This is a genomic window from Enterobacter sp. E20 (genome assembly GCF_000801755.2).
GTDB lineage: Bacteria > Pseudomonadota > Gammaproteobacteria > Enterobacterales > Enterobacteriaceae > Enterobacter > Enterobacter asburiae_B.
The window spans coordinates 4,096,749-4,110,643 of the sequence record NZ_CP012999.1 but is presented as its reverse complement, the minus strand read 5'-3'; the positions used below and the strand labels follow the sequence as shown (position 1 = coordinate 4,110,643).

Here is a 13,895-nt window from a genome sequence, read left to right as displayed (position 1 = left end):
CATGTTTCATTGTCCTAAGTGCAAGCACTCTGCGCATGCGCGTACCAGTCGCTATCTAAGTGAAAATACCAAAGAGCGCTATCACCAGTGCACCAATGTAGACTGCAGCTGTACGTTCGTGACGATGGAGTCCGTGGAGCGCCTGATCGCGACCCCGGGCGCCTCTGAGCGTGTCCGAACGGCTTCGCTAAACCACGGTTAGCGGCTGCGTTGCCGGCTCAAAAAATCAATAAAAAAGCCACTCAATTGAGTGGCTTAATCATATGATTCTAAAACTAAAATTTGGTGGCCCCTGCTGAAAGAATTTTCACCAGGGGAATTAATCTGTGAACAGAAAAATTAATCAGGCTCATCCTGAGGGCTGCTCTCAGCCCCGGCGATAAATGGCGTGATATCCAGGTGAAACCGGAAACCACCAGACAGCAGAGAAAAAATAAAAGCAGTCGCCGCCGGCAGCCACTGTGTGGTGCATTACGCTCTGAAGAGTAAGCCGTGCGGCGAAATCACCTCAGAAGAGCGCCAGCATGCTGTCGAATGTCTGTAAGCAATGAAGCAGGCGAAAGCACAATTTTCTGACCAGGTTGAATAAGATCGCGTAAAAAAGTCGAAAGTCTGACTTTAAAAAACTCAACCCTTTTCAACTTTAAAATATTCAGCATATTTATTAGCTGTTTTTATTTATATAAATATTTTATTGGGGTTTCAATCGTTATAAAAAATTACATTTTGATAAAAATAGTGGCTGTAAGGTTTGGTTAATTTCTCAACTAAATGGAATTAACAAAATGGCTGTTCCTGCATATATTTGGCTTTATAACTCTACTGGAACCCTGATTCAAGGGAGTAGCAATGTTCTGCTGCGTGAAGGTGCTATTGAAATGCAGAGCTTTAACCACGGCGTGCATATCCCTTACGATAATACTTTTGGAAAACTTACGGGGACGCGTGTGCATGACCAGTTAAGTTTTACCAAAGAGTTCGATAAGGCCACACCTTACCTGAATCGTGCCGTCTGTCAGGGCGAGACACTCCAGCAAGCAATCATTAAATGGTATCGGATTAATGACGCAGGCGTAGAGGAAGAATTCATGCACGTTATTTTGAAAAACGTCAAAGTGGTGGCTGTCACGCCAGTGATGCACAATTTTAAAAACACTGGCGGTCAAATGAATAACCCTACTGAATCCGTGTCGCTGGCGTATGAAAGCATTACCTGGCTATATCTCGACGGGAATATTTCTTACACAGACTCATGGAACCAGCGAGTGGTGGCCTGATGAACAGTTGCCGGGTTGATTTTAACCATCTTTACGATGAGGGGCGCGTAGCCCGTTTGGATGTGGGCGGGGTAGGTTCATTTCCGGTGTTTTCCGGGCTGGGCGATCTCGCCAACAAACCTGAATGTTCGTACATGACAAATGCCACCGTCCCTCCAGGGAGTTACTGGATTGTAGATCGTCCGTCAGGTGGATTATTTTCTCACAGCCAGACATGGTTCAAACACGCGTTTACCGGAAATAACTACTACGACTGGTTTGCCCTGTTCCGCAAAGACGGTGTAGTGGATGACTACATGACCTTTGACGTTGACAGTTCACATCACTATCAACGAGGTCATTTCCGCCTGCATCCACCGCGTCCAGATGGTTCTGGCATCAGTGAGGGCTGCATCACCTTCTTTCTTTCGCGTGATTTTTACATGGTACGTGCTGCTCTGTTGAAGGCTCACCGGCACCGGATTCTGCAGGGGGATAAACTCTGGGCTTATGGTGATATTACGGTTATTGGTAATGCCTCAGGGAGTTGCGATGTCACGCCCCGCTAAGTGGTCGTTACGCCTGCTGATGTTTCTGACTATCACGTTTGCGCTGATGCTCTCAGGGGTATTCGACCCGCTGGCCGACAGCCTGAAATATGCCGTCACGAATCTCATGAATTACATCCCGACAGAGCAACTGGAACCTTACCCAGACCGTGTTGAGGATAACTATTTCACGATGTACATCATGTTTAATGCGCTGGTAGCCGCTGTGATCGTTTTTAGCGGGGAAAAGCTTGTCTTATTAGTGCGCAATTCATAAAACAGTTGTGCAGTTCTGACGGGTTGCAGCAGGCCCACCACCAGCAACTAACAAACGCCCCGCGTAGGGGCTTTTTTTGGGGAGTTAATTTTGCGAATTCGCAGTTAAGTACTCCGTTAAAAGTACGTAATTAGCAGTTTCCGGTTTTTCGCTTCAATTCTGATATCTGTAAATGGTTTTTTTATTTGTTAATTGCGTCGTAAAAAGCCTATTCGCATTCGGGGAGCTGCGAACTGCACAGCTTACATTTAAACATTTCGGAAATTACCAGCACACTGTGCTCCACCCTGCTTGCAGGGCGATAGTGCAGCTGGCATGCCTGCCAGGCTTGTTTACTTACGTTAAACCTCATGAATTTTCGTTTCGTTATCTTCAAAAACGGTTTTTGCGTTGATTGCTATGAGCAAAAGGAAAAGGCAGCGTTAACTGATAAGCTTTTCTGGTTGAGTCAACTTTCATGGGCGGATATCCGCCAGCAGGACCGGCATAAGCTCGGATACGAAAAAAATCTCCCGTAGCTCAATCAAAGCAGCTATTCCTGCCCATGTAACCGAAGACGTAGAACTTTTTGCATTTCGATTTTGCAGTAAGGCACGTATGGTGGGTTACAAGCGTAATGCTACCTTTGTTCTCTGGCTGGACAGATCGTTTACGCTTTATAAACATTCCTGACGAGTCTCCATACTGTCATCTGAAACAACGCTATTGGATTACCACCAGCATTAGACTCGTAACAGAAAAGCTAAATAAACATCTGTATATTTAGCTTTTCTGTATCGTTTATCTTGCTGCATACCCATCGATAGGAGGGGGAGGATCAATCCCTGAGCCCTTTGTTTTGCGGAACGGCCCTCTTCATCATATTTTTACACCCGCGAAAATAAAAAAATGGGGTGATTTGATAAAAAGGGCCATCAACTTTATTAGTCATACATGTAAGGCAGTTCACCCACCAGCATGATTATAGTGTCCCTTGCTTTCATGCCGGTATAGCCCCTGCTCATTGTGTACAGGTGAGCGCTATCAGGGCTATTTTCATAGCCCCGAGAGGTTAGAAATTCATTGTATCTTTCACGTTCCTGCTGCCTTTCAATAGACTGAAAGTATAATTTCTGAGGTATTGGGCGCCGTGGGCTCATGCTTTATCCCTTCGTTAAGTTTGGTTAGAACGTTTAGCTTTTTAACGGCACGTAGTCACGATAGTGAACCATACTTCCCTTTGCGGAATATCCCCGGCATATCCCCAAAAAAAGCAAAAGGGCCAACGATATCTCGTCAGCCCTTGCTGTATATGGTGGCCCCTGCTGGACTTGAACCAGCGACCAAGCGATTATGAGTCGCCTGCTCTAACCACTGAGCTAAGGGGCCGTGGCGGTGAATTATAAAGTAACTCCCCGCAGCAATCCAGCCATTCACACCTGCCTGCTGTTTTTATAAACAACGCATAATCAATCCTTTATACTTCCCAGACGATGTATCGAGCGGGAGTAAAGATGATCAACGATATTCTGGCCCCAGGCCTGCGGGTGGTGTTCTGCGGAATCAACCCGGGCAAGTCCTCGGCGCACACCGGTTTTCACTTTGCCCATCCGGGTAATCGCTTCTGGAAGGTGATCTACCAGGCCGGGTTTACCGACAGGCTACTCAAGCCCGAAGAGGAGCAGCATCTGCTGGACACGCGCTGTGGAATTACCATGCTGGTCGAGCGGCCTACGGTACAGGCGAGCGAGGTCAACCTGCATGAGCTGCGCAGCGGCGGGCGGGAGCTGATCAAGAAGATAGAGGATTATCAGCCCGCCGCGCTGGCGATCCTCGGCAAGCAGGCCTACGAGCAGGCGTTTAGCCAGCGTGGAACGCAGTGGGGCAAGCAGAGCATCATGATTGGCGTTACGCAGGTGTGGGTGCTGCCGAACCCGAGCGGGCTCAACAGGGCGACGCTGGATAAGCTGGTGGAAGCGTATCGCGAGCTGGATGAGGCGCTGATGGTGCGGGGGCTGTAATCCTTTGAGGCCTGATGCCCTCACCCTCACCCTTACTCTTTCCCACAGGGAGAGGGAATAAACAAAAAAAGCTCCCCGAAGGGAGCTTTTTCACTGTCAGGACCGATTAGTCGTCCAGGAAGCTACGCAGTACTTCAGAGCGGCTTGGATGACGCAGCTTACGCAGCGCCTTCGCTTCGATCTGACGGATACGTTCACGGGTAACGTCGAACTGTTTACCCACTTCTTCCAGCGTGTGGTCGGTGTTCATATCAATACCGAAACGCATACGCAGGACTTTTGCTTCACGGGCGGTCAGGCCAGCCAGAACGTCGTGCGTCGCAGCGCGCAGGCTCTCGGTGGTGGCAGAGTCCAGCGGCAGCTCGAGGGTGGTATCCTCGATGAAATCACCCAGATGCGAATCTTCATCATCACCGATTGGTGTTTCCATGGAGATTGGCTCTTTGGCGATCTTCAGCACTTTACGGATCTTGTCTTCCGGCATCAGCATGCGCTCGGCCAGCTCTTCCGGCGTCGGCTCGCGGCCCATCTCCTGCAGCATCTGGCGAGAGATACGGTTGAGCTTGTTGATGGTCTCAATCATATGCACCGGGATACGGATGGTGCGCGCCTGATCCGCGATAGAGCGGGTGATAGCCTGACGGATCCACCATGTTGCGTAGGTGGAGAACTTGTAACCACGACGGTATTCAAACTTATCTACCGCTTTCATCAGACCGATGTTGCCTTCCTGAATCAGATCCAGGAACTGCAGACCACGGTTGGTGTATTTCTTGGCGATAGAGATAACCAGACGCAAGTTCGCTTCAACCATCTCTTTCTTCGCACGGCGGGCTTTCGCTTCACCGATGGACATACGACGGTTGATGTCTTTAACCTGCTCGATGGTCAGGCCGGTCTCTTCTTCAATCTGATGCAGTTTCTGCAGGCCGCGATGTACATCGTCCTTCACGTCGTGCAGTTTTTCAGACCACGGCTTGTTCATTGCGATAGCCGCGTTGAACCAGGTTTCGCTGGTTTCGTTGCCGGTGAAGAGGGTGATGAAGTTCTTCTTCGGCATTTTGCACTGCTCAACGCACAGCTTCATGATGATGCGTTCCTGGGTACGTACGCGATCCATCATTACGCGCATGCTGTTCACCAGGTAGTCGAACTGTTTTGGCACCAGGCGGAACTGTTTGAATACTTCAGACAGCTTCAGGATCTCTTCCTGAGCGGCGGCATGGCTGCGGCCTTTCGCTTTGATGGTGTCACGCGTCACTTCGTACTGGGTACGCAGCTCGGCAAACTTCTCACGCGCCAGCTCCGGGTCGATGCTGTTGTCATCGTCCGCGGTGTCGTCGTCGCTCTCTTCCTCATCTTCGTCTTCGTCATCATCCATCTCTTCCTGAGACAGTTCAGAACCGACGTGAGTGGCGGTAGGCGCCATATCTTCTTCAGCGTTCGGGTCGACAAAACCGGTGATCAGGTCAGACAGGCGCGCTTCTTCCGCTTCAACGCGATCGTACTGCTCCAGCAGATAGGTGATCGCTTCCGGGTACTCGGCAACAGAGCACTGAACCTGGTTGATCCCGTCTTCGATGCGTTTTGCGATGTCAATTTCGCCTTCGCGGGTCAACAGTTCAACGGTACCCATTTCGCGCATGTACATGCGGACCGGGTCAGTGGTACGCCCGATTTCAGATTCCACGCTGGACAGTACCTGTGCAGCAGCTTCTTCCGCATCTTCGTCAGTGTTGTTGGAGGTTTCAGCCAGCAACAGATCATCGGCATCCGGTGCTTCTTCCATCACCTGAATGCCCATGTCATTGATCATTTGGATGATATCTTCGATTTGATCTGAATCGACGATATCTTCCGGCAGATGGTCATTGACCTCGGCATAGGTCAGATAGCCTTGCTCCTTACCACGTTGGACAAGAAGTTTCAGCTGTGACTGCGGGTTTTGCTCCATAAGACGGTATCCACACTTAATTCGTTTGATTGGTGTCGGCGATGGGGCTGCCAACCTTTAAAGCGAGGGCGTACTTATATTTTTGCCGCTGCCTCTCAGTGCGGCTGCCGGGGGCTTCCCGATCGATATTCGGCACTTAAGCCGTTAAATTTTTTATTTCTTCGCCAGTTCCTGGTTAATCATCCAGAGCTCCCGGCGTTCTTCGCTGCTTAAACCGTGTGTGCGCTCGCGAGCAATCAACTCTTCCTGGCGCAGCTCAAGCATCGAATCAAACATATGGTTGAGTGAGTCGGTGAACGTTTTTTCTGCAATGTCCTTATCTGCTATATCGTCCCACATCGACAATTTTTCAAGGGTAGCGGCCTCTTTTGTGCCGCGATAATGCTCTAAAAGTTGTCCGGTGGTCAGACCTGGCTGAGACAAACACGTGTTGACCAGTTCTGAAAATAAGCCAAGTCCGGGCAATTTTTCGTGGTTTAAACCCGCCAGCGACGGCACCTGCGGCGCAAGCTCGGGGTTTTGGACCAGCAACCCTATCAGTATACGCATGGTTGTGCGTTTTAGCTGAGGCGCGGGGCGAACCGCACCGTTTTCAGCCTGTTTTGGCATTAAACGTTCAAGCTGGCTGTCATCCAGAATGCCGAGCTTGTTGCCTAACTCCTGACGCAGATAGATGCGAAGCGTTTCGCCGGGCACCTGGCTGATTAACGGCAGCGCCAGCGTACTGAGCTGCGCGCGCCCGTCAGGGGTACTCAAATCGACCTGCGGCATCAGGCTGTTAAACAAAAACGTGGAGAGCGGCTGAGCCTGCTCCATCCGCGCTTCAAACGCCGCTTTGCCCTCTTTACGCACCAGCGTATCCGGGTCTTCACCGTCGGGCAGAAACATAAAGCGTAGCTGACGCCCGTCGGTCATATAGGGTAGCGCGGTTTCCAGCGCGCGCCAGGCGGCGTCGCGCCCTGCGCGGTCACCGTCGTAACAGCAGATGACGTTATTGGTCACCCTGAACAGCAGTTGAATATGATCGGCGGTGGTGGACGTCCCTAACGACGCAACCGCGTAGTTGATGTCGTACTGCGCCAGTGCCACGACGTCCATATAGCCTTCGACGACCAGAAGACGCGGAGGTTCCGCATTATTCTGCTGCGCCTCATAAAGACCGTACAGCTGGCGGCCCTTATGGAAAATATCGGTTTCCGGGGAGTTAAGGTATTTCGGCAGGGCATCACCCAGCACGCGACCACCAAAACCAATTACCCGGCCACGCTTGTCGCGGATCGGGAACATCACCCGTTCGCGGAAGCGGTCGTAGCTTCGTCCCTGGTCGTTGGTGACCAGCATGCCTGCATCGATGAGAGACTTACGATCTTCGCTATTGCCGCCAAAACGCTTTAACACGTTGTCCCAGCCGGGCGGGGCGTAACCAATAGCGAAACGCGCAATGACATCGTCGCTCAGTCCGCGCTTGTTCAGATACTGACGCGCAGGCTCAGCCGCAGAGTGCTTAAGAGACTGTTGGTAAAACGAATTCAGGCCATCCATCAGTTGATACAGCGTTTGCCGTTGATGGCGCTCGATCTGACTTGGCCCACTGCCTGCTTCATACGGCACTTCAAGGTTATGCATCGCCGCCAGCTCTTCGACGGTTTCAACGAACTCGAGCTTGTCGTAGTTCATCAAAAAATCGACGGCATTACCGTGTGCGCCACAGCCGAAGCAATGGTAGAACTGCTTTTCACCGTTTACGGTGAAGGAGGGGGTTTTTTCGTTATGGAACGGACAGCACGCATGGTAGTTCTTGCCCTGCTTTTTTAGCTTTACCCGCGCGTCGATGAGATCGACGATGTCGGTTCTGGCAAGCAGGTCATTGATGAAAACGCGTGGGATTCTTCCGGCCATATGCCCCGTTATTTTTAGTGACTCATAAACGAAAACAAGCCGCGCATTCCTTCCGGAAGCACGGCCTTACGACTATTACTCTGTCTGTCAATTGAGGGCTGAGGCCCTCAACCAATTAGTACAGACGAGTACGGCGTGCGTTTTCGCGAGCCAGTTTCTTCGCGTGACGTTTCACAGCGGAAGCTTTAGCGCGCTTACGTTCGGTCGTTGGTTTTTCATAAAACTCACGACGACGAACTTCAGCCAGAACACCTGCTTTCTCGCATGAACGTTTGAAGCGACGCAGTGCTACGTCGAACGGCTCGTTTTCACGTACTTTAATTACCGGCATGTAACTCTCACCTTTAATAAATTCGGTTTGCCGCTGGCATCAACGCCAGCTTATTTCAAAATGGTGCGGAATTTTACTGCAAATGCTGCTGCTTTGTAAAGCACCGATGCGATTTTGAAAGGGACTTTAATAAGGGTGAGGAGTATACACGAGCCTTCTTCCTGGGGCGAACAAAGTTTTACATCAACCCGCCCAGGCTCTACACTGCGCGGTATTGAAACGAGGTAAAACAAGTCATGCGTGTACTGGGTATTGAAACATCCTGCGATGAAACCGGCATCGCCATTTACGACGACGAAAAAGGGCTTCTGGCCAACCAGCTGTATAGTCAGGTGAAATTGCACGCTGACTACGGCGGCGTCGTACCTGAACTGGCCTCTCGTGACCACGTGCGTAAAACGGTTCCCCTGATTCAGGCGGCGCTGAAAGAGGCCGGGTTGAGTTCAAACGATATCGACGCTGTGGCCTATACCGCAGGCCCGGGCCTGGTCGGCGCGCTGCTGGTCGGCGCGACGGTTGGCCGTTCGCTGGCGTTTGCGTGGGATGTGCCGGCGATCCCGGTTCACCATATGGAAGGGCATCTTCTGGCACCGATGCTGGAAGAGAATCCGCCTGAATTCCCGTTTGTGGCGCTGCTGGTCTCCGGCGGTCATACGCAGCTGATTAGCGTAACGGGCATTGGCAAGTACGAGCTGCTGGGCGAGTCGATCGACGACGCCGCCGGTGAAGCGTTCGATAAAACCGCCAAGCTGCTGGGTCTGGATTATCCGGGCGGCCCGATGCTGTCGAAAATGGCGTCGCAGGGAACGGAAGGGCGCTTTGTCTTCCCGCGTCCGATGACCGACCGTCCAGGGCTGGATTTCAGCTTCTCCGGGCTGAAAACCTTCGCGGCGAATACGATTCGCAATAACGATGACAGCGAGCAGACCCGCGCCGATATCGCCCGCGCGTTCGAAGATGCGGTGGTGGACACGCTGATGATCAAGTGCAAGCGCGCGCTGGATCAGACCGGCTTTAAGCGTCTGGTGATGGCGGGCGGCGTCAGCGCCAACCGCACGCTGCGCGCGAAGCTCGCCGAGATGATGCAAAAGCGTCGCGGGGAAGTGTTCTATGCCCGTCCGGAATTCTGCACCGACAACGGCGCGATGATCGCTTACGCCGGAATGGTGCGCCTGAACGCGGGCGCAACGTCCGACCTGAGCGTGTCCGTGCGTCCGCGCTGGCCGCTGGCGGAACTGCCGGAGGCGTAATCCCTCACCCTAACCCTCTCCCACAGGGAGAGGGGATTATGGCCCTACACCCGCAACATCCCTTTCTCTTCCAGAAACGCAATAATCGTCGCCAGACCGTCACCCGCTTTCAGGTTGGTAAAGGTCCACGGGCGCTCGCCGCGCATGCGGTTGGTGTCGCGCTCCATCACCTCCAGCGACGCACCGACATACGGCGCGAGGTCGGTTTTGTTGATCACCAGAAAATCGGATTTGGTGATCCCCGGCCCGCCCTTGCGCGGGATTTTTTCCCCTTCGGCCACGTCGATCACGTAGATGGTCAGATCCGCCAGCTCCGGGCTGAACGTCGCGCTCAGGTTGTCTCCGCCGCTTTCCACGAAGATCAGATCCAGATTGCCGAACTTCTCGCTTAACGCCTCCACCGCCGCCAGGTTCATCGACGCATCTTCACGAATGGCGGTATGCGGGCAGCCGCCCGTCTCTACGCCCACGATGCGCTCCGGCTCCAGCGCGCCCGCCTCGGTGAGGATGCGCTGATCCTCTTTGGTGTAGATATCGTTCGTGACCACCGCCAGGTGATACGTGTCGCGCATCGCCTTGCAGAGCGCTTCCAGCAGCGCGGTTTTGCCCGATCCTACCGGGCCGCCCACGCCTACGCGCAGGGGATGTTTGTAATCAGCCATGTTGACTCCTCAGGAACGGAATAGTCGTGAATATTGGGTTTCGTGGCGCGCGGAGGCGATGGCGGACAGCGGCGTTGCTGCCCCCAGCGCGTCGTCGCTGCGCAAAAATGCCTGTTCAAGCCCGGCGGCGTAATGGTCGCCCAGTTCGATAATCAGCTGCTGCGCGGCCTGTTGCCCAAACGGCACCAGCTTGACGCCCGCCATCACCGCGCTCTCCATCCAGCTGTAGCCGAGGCTGAGCGCCAGCTCGTGCGCGCTAATGCCCCAGCGCACGCCGAGCCAGGCCATACCGCAGAGCTGGCTTTGCATAAACAGCGGCAGCCATTCGGGCGGACAGTCAGGTTCCCAGCTCTTAATCAGCCGCGTAAACGCCGCTCCACGGTTGCGCTCCTCTTCGCGCAGCTCGCGCGTTTCCCGGCAGGCGAGAAGGTATGCCGTCCAGCGTTTTGCATTTGTAAGAGAGCGTTGCTCGCAGGCCTGATAAAGACGGATAAACAGCGGCAGATCGACGCAGAAAAAGCTCTGCTCCATCTGCTGGATTTGCCAGCGTTTGAACGCGTCGGCGTCGGTGACCCAGCCTGCCTCAACGGCCCACTCCAGCCCCTGCGACCAGGTAAACGACCCGACCGGCAGGCTGCTGCTTGAGAGCTGCATCAGGCGTAGCCTCTGGCGGGCGTGTTCCATCAGCTCATCAGCGCCAGCAGGGCGGAGACAATCAGCCCGCCGCCGAAGGTTTTACGCAGGCCGTCGTGACGGCGCAGCAGCAGCCCCGCAGCAAAGCTGGCGCACAGCACCGTGGCGCTGGCGAGCATAAAGCCGCTGGTGAAGAGCCAGAAGCTGTGGCCGGACATCTCCACGCCGTGCGCCCAGCCGTGGAACATCGCCAGGGCAGGTACCGCCAGCAGCAGACGGTTTTCAGTTTTAAACATCATCACGCCGGATACCGCCAGCGAGGCGATAATCAGCATCTCCATGCCGCTGAAGCCGCCGAGCAGGCTGCCCGCAATGGCGCCGACAAGCATCATCCCGAGGGTGGCAAACGGCAGCAGGAGTTTGCGGCCGCTCAGCGCCGAGAGCACGCCCGCACCGGTGAGCATCAGCAGATGATCGAGCCCGGTCAGCGGGTGGAGAAAACCGGCCTGAAAGCTGTCGGTGCCGTGGCCGGGATGCGCGAGCGCGGGAACGGAAAAAGCCAGCAGTAACAGCGGTAAATACTTGCGCATGATGGATCCTTAATGTGAATGAGCGTGAGAATGGCTGTGGCTGTGGGCATCGCTGGCGTAAGCGCCCGCTTCCGGTTCAAACGGCAGGCTGGCGTAGGTCACGTCCAGACCGAACTGGCGCAGCATATCGTCGAGAACGTGGTCGTGGTGATAGCGCAGCTCGCCGGGCATGATTTGCAGCGGCACGTGGCGGTTGCCCAGGTGGTAGCAGGCGCGGGCGAGCAGGAACGGATCGGCGCAGCGCACCACGGAAACCGACTCCGGGGCGGCGATCACTTCGATGACCTCGCTGCCGTCGTCGGTCGTCAGCAGGTCGCCCCCGCGCAGCAGCAGGCCGCGCGGCAGCATCAGCCCGGCTTCGCGTCCGTCGTTCAGCGCTACGCGGGCGCGGCTTTTCACCCGCACGTCAATCGGCAGCGTGACGCTGGCGGTAATCGGATGCGCGTGGTCCAGGCGTTGGGTTAAATAGATCATCATCACTCCTCAAAACAGGAAATAGCGTTGCGCCATCGGCAGAACGTCAGCCGGTTCGCTGGTTATCAGTTCACCGTCGACGCGCACCTCGTAGGTTTGCGAGTCCACGGTGATATTCGGCTGCAGGCCGTTGTGGATCATGTCCGCCTTTTTCACCGTTCGGCAGCCTTTCACCACCGCGGTGGCGCTCTGCAGGTTGAGCTGCTGCGGAATGCCGTTCGTACTGGCGGCCTGCGAGATAAACGTCAGTCGGGTAGCGTGGCGCGCGGCGCCCAGCGCGCCAAACATCGGGCGGTAATGCACCGGCTGCGGCGTAGGGATTGAGGCGTTGATATCGCCCATCGGCGCGCAGGCGATCATCCCGCCCTTGACGATGGTGGCGGGTTTGACGCCGAAGAACGCCGGGGACCAGACCACCAGATCCGCCAGCTTGCCCGCCTCAATCGAACCGACTTCATCGGCGATGCCGTGGGTGAGCGCCGGGTTAATGGTGTATTTGGCGACATAGCGCTTCACGCGGAAGTTGTCGTTATCGCCGGTCTCTTCCGGCAGCGCGCCGCGCTGGACCTTCATGCTGTGCGCCACCTGCCAGGTGCGGATGATCACTTCCCCGACGCGGCCCATGGCCTGAGAATCAGACGACGTGAGCGAGAACGCGCCGATATCGTGCAGCACGTCTTCGGCGGCGATGGTTTCACGACGAATGCGGGATTCCGCAAACGCCACGTCCTCGGCGATATCCGGATCGAGGTGATGGCAAACCATCAGCATGTCGAGATGCTCGTCGATGGTGTTCACCGTGTAGGGCAAGGTCGGGTTGGTGGAAGAGGGCAGAATATTCGGATGCGCGCAGGCGGTGATGATATCCGGCGCGTGGCCGCCGCCCGCGCCTTCGGTGTGGAAAGTGTGGATGGTGCGTCCGGCGATGGCCGCCAGCGTGTCTTCGACAAACCCGGACTCGTTCAGCGTGTCGCTGTGCAGCGCCACCTGAATATCCATCTCGTCAGCCACCTCCAGCGAGCAGTTAATTGCCGCGGGCGTCGCGCCCCAGTCTTCGTGGATCTTCAGCCCGATGGCGCCCGCGGCAATCTGCTCGCGCAGGGCGTCCGGGCTGGAGCCGTTACCCTTGCCGAGTAGGCCAATATTCACCGGCAGCGTATCGGCAGCCTGCAGCATGCGGGCGATATACCATGGCCCCGGCGTGCAGGTGGTGGCGTTGGTGCCCGCCGCCGGTCCGGTGCCGCCGCCGATCATGGTGGTGACGCCGGAAACCAGCGCCTCTTCCGCCTGCTGCGGGCAGATCCAGTGGATGTGGGTGTCGATCCCGCCGGCGGTAACGATCTTCCCCTCGGCGGCAATCACTTCCGTTGCCGCGCCAATGGGGATCGTCACGCCGGGCTGAATGTCCGGGTTCCCGGCTTTGCCGACGGCGAAGATCCGTCCGTCCTTGACGCCGATATCGGCTTTTACGATCCCCCAGTGATCGACGATCAGCGCATTGGTGAGAACCAGATCCACGCAGCCCTCAGCGGTCATCTGCCCCTGGCCCATGCCGTCGCGAATCACCTTTCCGCCGCCGAATTTGACCTCTTCGCCGTAGACCGTGAGATCGTCTTCCACTTCGATCCACAGCTCGCTGTCGGCAAGCCGCACTTTATCTCCGGTGGTGGGGCCGAACATATCGGCATACGCCCGGCGCGAAATGTCAGCCATGTTTCACCTCGCCCATTACCTCACCGCGAAAGCCGAAAATGCGCTGCGCACCGGTGATCTGAACCAGCGTCACTTCCCGCTTCTGGCCGGGCTCGAAGCGCACGGCGGTGCCCGCCGGGATGTTCAGCCGGAAGCCTTTGGTGGCTTCCCGATCGAACTTCAGCGCCGGGTTGACCTCGTAAAAGTGGTAGTGCGATCCGACCTGGATCGGCCTGTCGCCGTGATTTTCGACAACCACGCGTTGGGTTTCACGCCCGACGTTGAGGGCAATCGTTCCGGGCTGGATCTGGTATTCACCTGGGATCATC

The 13,895-nt window shown here is 55.4% G+C and carries 15 protein-coding genes and 1 tRNA gene; 6 read left to right on the top strand and 10 right to left on the bottom strand.

Annotated elements, in window-relative coordinates; genetic code table 11:
* Position 1 precedes the first annotated feature (1 nt).
* The 4 genes from NI40_RS23350 (at position 2) to NI40_RS19105 (ending at position 2,081) form a co-directional block, all read left to right on the top strand.
* Positions 2 to 202: an ogr/Delta-like zinc finger family protein gene (locus NI40_RS23350; RefSeq protein WP_029741756.1), complete on the top strand. Its 201-nt coding sequence runs from the start codon at positions 2 to 4 to the stop codon at positions 200 to 202.
* Between the two features lie 583 nt (positions 203 to 785).
* The gene (locus tag NI40_RS19115; RefSeq protein WP_039263022.1) at positions 786 to 1,277 is read left to right on the top strand and encodes an Hcp family type VI secretion system effector; all 492 of its coding nucleotides are present in this window, start codon (positions 786 to 788) and stop codon (positions 1,275 to 1,277) included.
* Positions 1,277 to 1,825: a DUF2778 domain-containing protein gene (locus tag NI40_RS19110; RefSeq protein ID WP_039263021.1), complete on the top strand. Its 549-nt coding sequence runs from the start codon at positions 1,277 to 1,279 to the stop codon at positions 1,823 to 1,825. Before NI40_RS19115 ends, NI40_RS19110 begins: the two co-directional genes overlap by 1 nt.
* A complete protein-coding gene (locus NI40_RS19105; protein ID WP_039263020.1) occupies positions 1,809 to 2,081 on the top strand; it encodes a hypothetical protein in 273 nt (90 codons plus the stop codon). The genes NI40_RS19110 and NI40_RS19105 overlap by 17 nt, the downstream gene beginning before the upstream one ends.
* Positions 2,082 to 3,373: 1,292 nt before the next feature.
* On the opposite strand, the gene NI40_RS19095 is transcribed toward NI40_RS19105, so the two are convergent.
* Positions 3,374 to 3,449 (bottom strand) — tRNA-Ile (locus NI40_RS19095).
* Positions 3,450 to 3,574: 125 nt separating this feature from the next.
* On the opposite strand from NI40_RS19095, the gene mug reads away from it, so the two are divergent.
* Positions 3,575 to 4,081 carry a G/U mismatch-specific DNA glycosylase gene (mug, locus tag NI40_RS19090; protein WP_029741755.1) on the top strand — a complete coding sequence of 169 codons (507 nt, stop codon included), beginning with the start codon at positions 3,575 to 3,577 and terminating at the stop codon, positions 4,079 to 4,081.
* A gap of 106 nt (positions 4,082 to 4,187) precedes the next feature.
* Here mug and rpoD read toward each other — a convergent pair whose 3' ends face one another.
* From rpoD to rpsU, 3 genes are all read right to left on the bottom strand, one after another.
* Complete coding sequence (gene rpoD / locus NI40_RS19085) at positions 4,188 to 6,035, bottom strand: RNA polymerase sigma factor RpoD (RefSeq protein WP_023309228.1); 1,848 nt, start codon at positions 6,033 to 6,035, stop codon at positions 4,188 to 4,190.
* Positions 6,036 to 6,188: 153 nt separating this feature from the next.
* Entirely contained in the window at positions 6,189 to 7,934 is a 1,746-nt protein-coding gene (gene dnaG, locus NI40_RS19080; protein ID WP_023333458.1) for a DNA primase, read from the bottom strand.
* A 115-nt stretch (positions 7,935 to 8,049) separates the two neighbouring features.
* Positions 8,050 to 8,265: a 30S ribosomal protein S21 gene (rpsU, locus tag NI40_RS19075; RefSeq protein ID WP_001144069.1), complete on the bottom strand. Its 216-nt coding sequence runs from the start codon at positions 8,263 to 8,265 to the stop codon at positions 8,050 to 8,052.
* A gap of 236 nt (positions 8,266 to 8,501) precedes the next feature.
* On the opposite strand from rpsU, the gene tsaD reads away from it, so the two are divergent.
* The gene (tsaD, locus tag NI40_RS19070) at positions 8,502 to 9,515 is read left to right on the top strand and encodes a tRNA (adenosine(37)-N6)-threonylcarbamoyltransferase complex transferase subunit TsaD (protein ID WP_029741753.1); all 1,014 of its coding nucleotides are present in this window, start codon (positions 8,502 to 8,504) and stop codon (positions 9,513 to 9,515) included.
* Between the two features lie 44 nt (positions 9,516 to 9,559).
* Here the strand turns inward: tsaD and ureG are convergent, their stop codons facing one another.
* Genes ureG through NI40_RS19040 form a run of 6 tightly spaced genes read right to left on the bottom strand, consistent with a single transcriptional unit; the run spans position 9,560 to position 13,894 of the window.
* Positions 9,560 to 10,177, bottom strand: a complete 618-nt coding sequence (gene ureG, locus NI40_RS19065) for an urease accessory protein UreG (protein WP_014071813.1) — start codon at positions 10,175 to 10,177, stop codon at positions 9,560 to 9,562.
* Between the two features lie 9 nt (positions 10,178 to 10,186).
* Positions 10,187 to 10,861, bottom strand: coding sequence for an urease accessory protein UreF (locus NI40_RS19060; protein WP_039263018.1), 675 nt, complete (start codon positions 10,859 to 10,861; stop codon positions 10,187 to 10,189).
* Positions 10,861 to 11,400 (bottom strand): HupE/UreJ family protein, encoded by a 540-nt coding sequence (locus NI40_RS19055; RefSeq protein ID WP_029741751.1) that lies wholly within the window; start codon positions 11,398 to 11,400, stop codon positions 10,861 to 10,863. The genes NI40_RS19060 and NI40_RS19055 overlap by 1 nt, the downstream gene beginning before the upstream one ends.
* Before the next feature lie 9 nt (positions 11,401 to 11,409).
* Positions 11,410 to 11,874, bottom strand: coding sequence for an urease accessory protein UreE (gene ureE, locus NI40_RS19050; protein WP_039263017.1), 465 nt, complete (start codon positions 11,872 to 11,874; stop codon positions 11,410 to 11,412).
* Between the two features lie 9 nt (positions 11,875 to 11,883).
* Positions 11,884 to 13,587 (bottom strand): urease subunit alpha, encoded by a 1,704-nt coding sequence (gene ureC / locus NI40_RS19045; RefSeq protein WP_039263016.1) that lies wholly within the window; start codon positions 13,585 to 13,587, stop codon positions 11,884 to 11,886.
* Positions 13,580 to 13,894 carry an urease subunit beta gene (locus tag NI40_RS19040; RefSeq protein WP_029740682.1) on the bottom strand — a complete coding sequence of 105 codons (315 nt, stop codon included), beginning with the start codon at positions 13,892 to 13,894 and terminating at the stop codon, positions 13,580 to 13,582. Before NI40_RS19040 ends, ureC begins: the two co-directional genes overlap by 8 nt.
* Between the last annotated feature and the right edge of the window lies 1 nt (position 13,895).

Excerpts from the sequence above, each read along its gene's own strand:
- ureC (WP_039263016.1), bottom strand. The coding sequence starts at position 13,587 with ATGGCTGACATTTCGCGCCGGGCGTATGCCGATATGTTCGGCCCCACC.
- NI40_RS19105 (WP_039263020.1), top strand. The coding sequence starts at position 1,809 with ATGTCACGCCCCGCTAAGTGGTCGTTACGCCTGCTGATGTTTCTGACT.
- NI40_RS23350 (WP_029741756.1), top strand. The coding sequence starts at position 2 with ATGTTTCATTGTCCTAAGTGCAAGCACTCTGCGCATGCGCGTACCAGT.
- ureG (WP_014071813.1), bottom strand. The coding sequence starts at position 10,177 with ATGGCTGATTACAAACATCCCCTGCGCGTAGGCGTGGGCGGCCCGGTA.
- NI40_RS19110 (WP_039263021.1), top strand. The coding sequence starts at position 1,277 with ATGAACAGTTGCCGGGTTGATTTTAACCATCTTTACGATGAGGGGCGC.
- NI40_RS19055 (WP_029741751.1), bottom strand. The coding sequence starts at position 11,400 with ATGCGCAAGTATTTACCGCTGTTACTGCTGGCTTTTTCCGTTCCCGCG.
- dnaG (WP_023333458.1), bottom strand. The coding sequence starts at position 7,934 with ATGGCCGGAAGAATCCCACGCGTTTTCATCAATGACCTGCTTGCCAGA.
- NI40_RS19060 (WP_039263018.1), bottom strand. The coding sequence starts at position 10,861 with ATGGAACACGCCCGCCAGAGGCTACGCCTGATGCAGCTCTCAAGCAGC.
- rpsU (WP_001144069.1), bottom strand. The coding sequence starts at position 8,265 with ATGCCGGTAATTAAAGTACGTGAAAACGAGCCGTTCGACGTAGCACTG.
- tsaD (WP_029741753.1), top strand. The coding sequence starts at position 8,502 with ATGCGTGTACTGGGTATTGAAACATCCTGCGATGAAACCGGCATCGCC.
- NI40_RS19040 (WP_029740682.1), bottom strand. The coding sequence starts at position 13,894 with ATGATCCCAGGTGAATACCAGATCCAGCCCGGAACGATTGCCCTCAAC.
- rpoD (WP_023309228.1), bottom strand. The coding sequence starts at position 6,035 with ATGGAGCAAAACCCGCAGTCACAGCTGAAACTTCTTGTCCAACGTGGT.
- NI40_RS19115 (WP_039263022.1), top strand. The coding sequence starts at position 786 with ATGGCTGTTCCTGCATATATTTGGCTTTATAACTCTACTGGAACCCTG.
- mug (WP_029741755.1), top strand. The coding sequence starts at position 3,575 with ATGATCAACGATATTCTGGCCCCAGGCCTGCGGGTGGTGTTCTGCGGA.
- ureE (WP_039263017.1), bottom strand. The coding sequence starts at position 11,874 with ATGATCTATTTAACCCAACGCCTGGACCACGCGCATCCGATTACCGCC.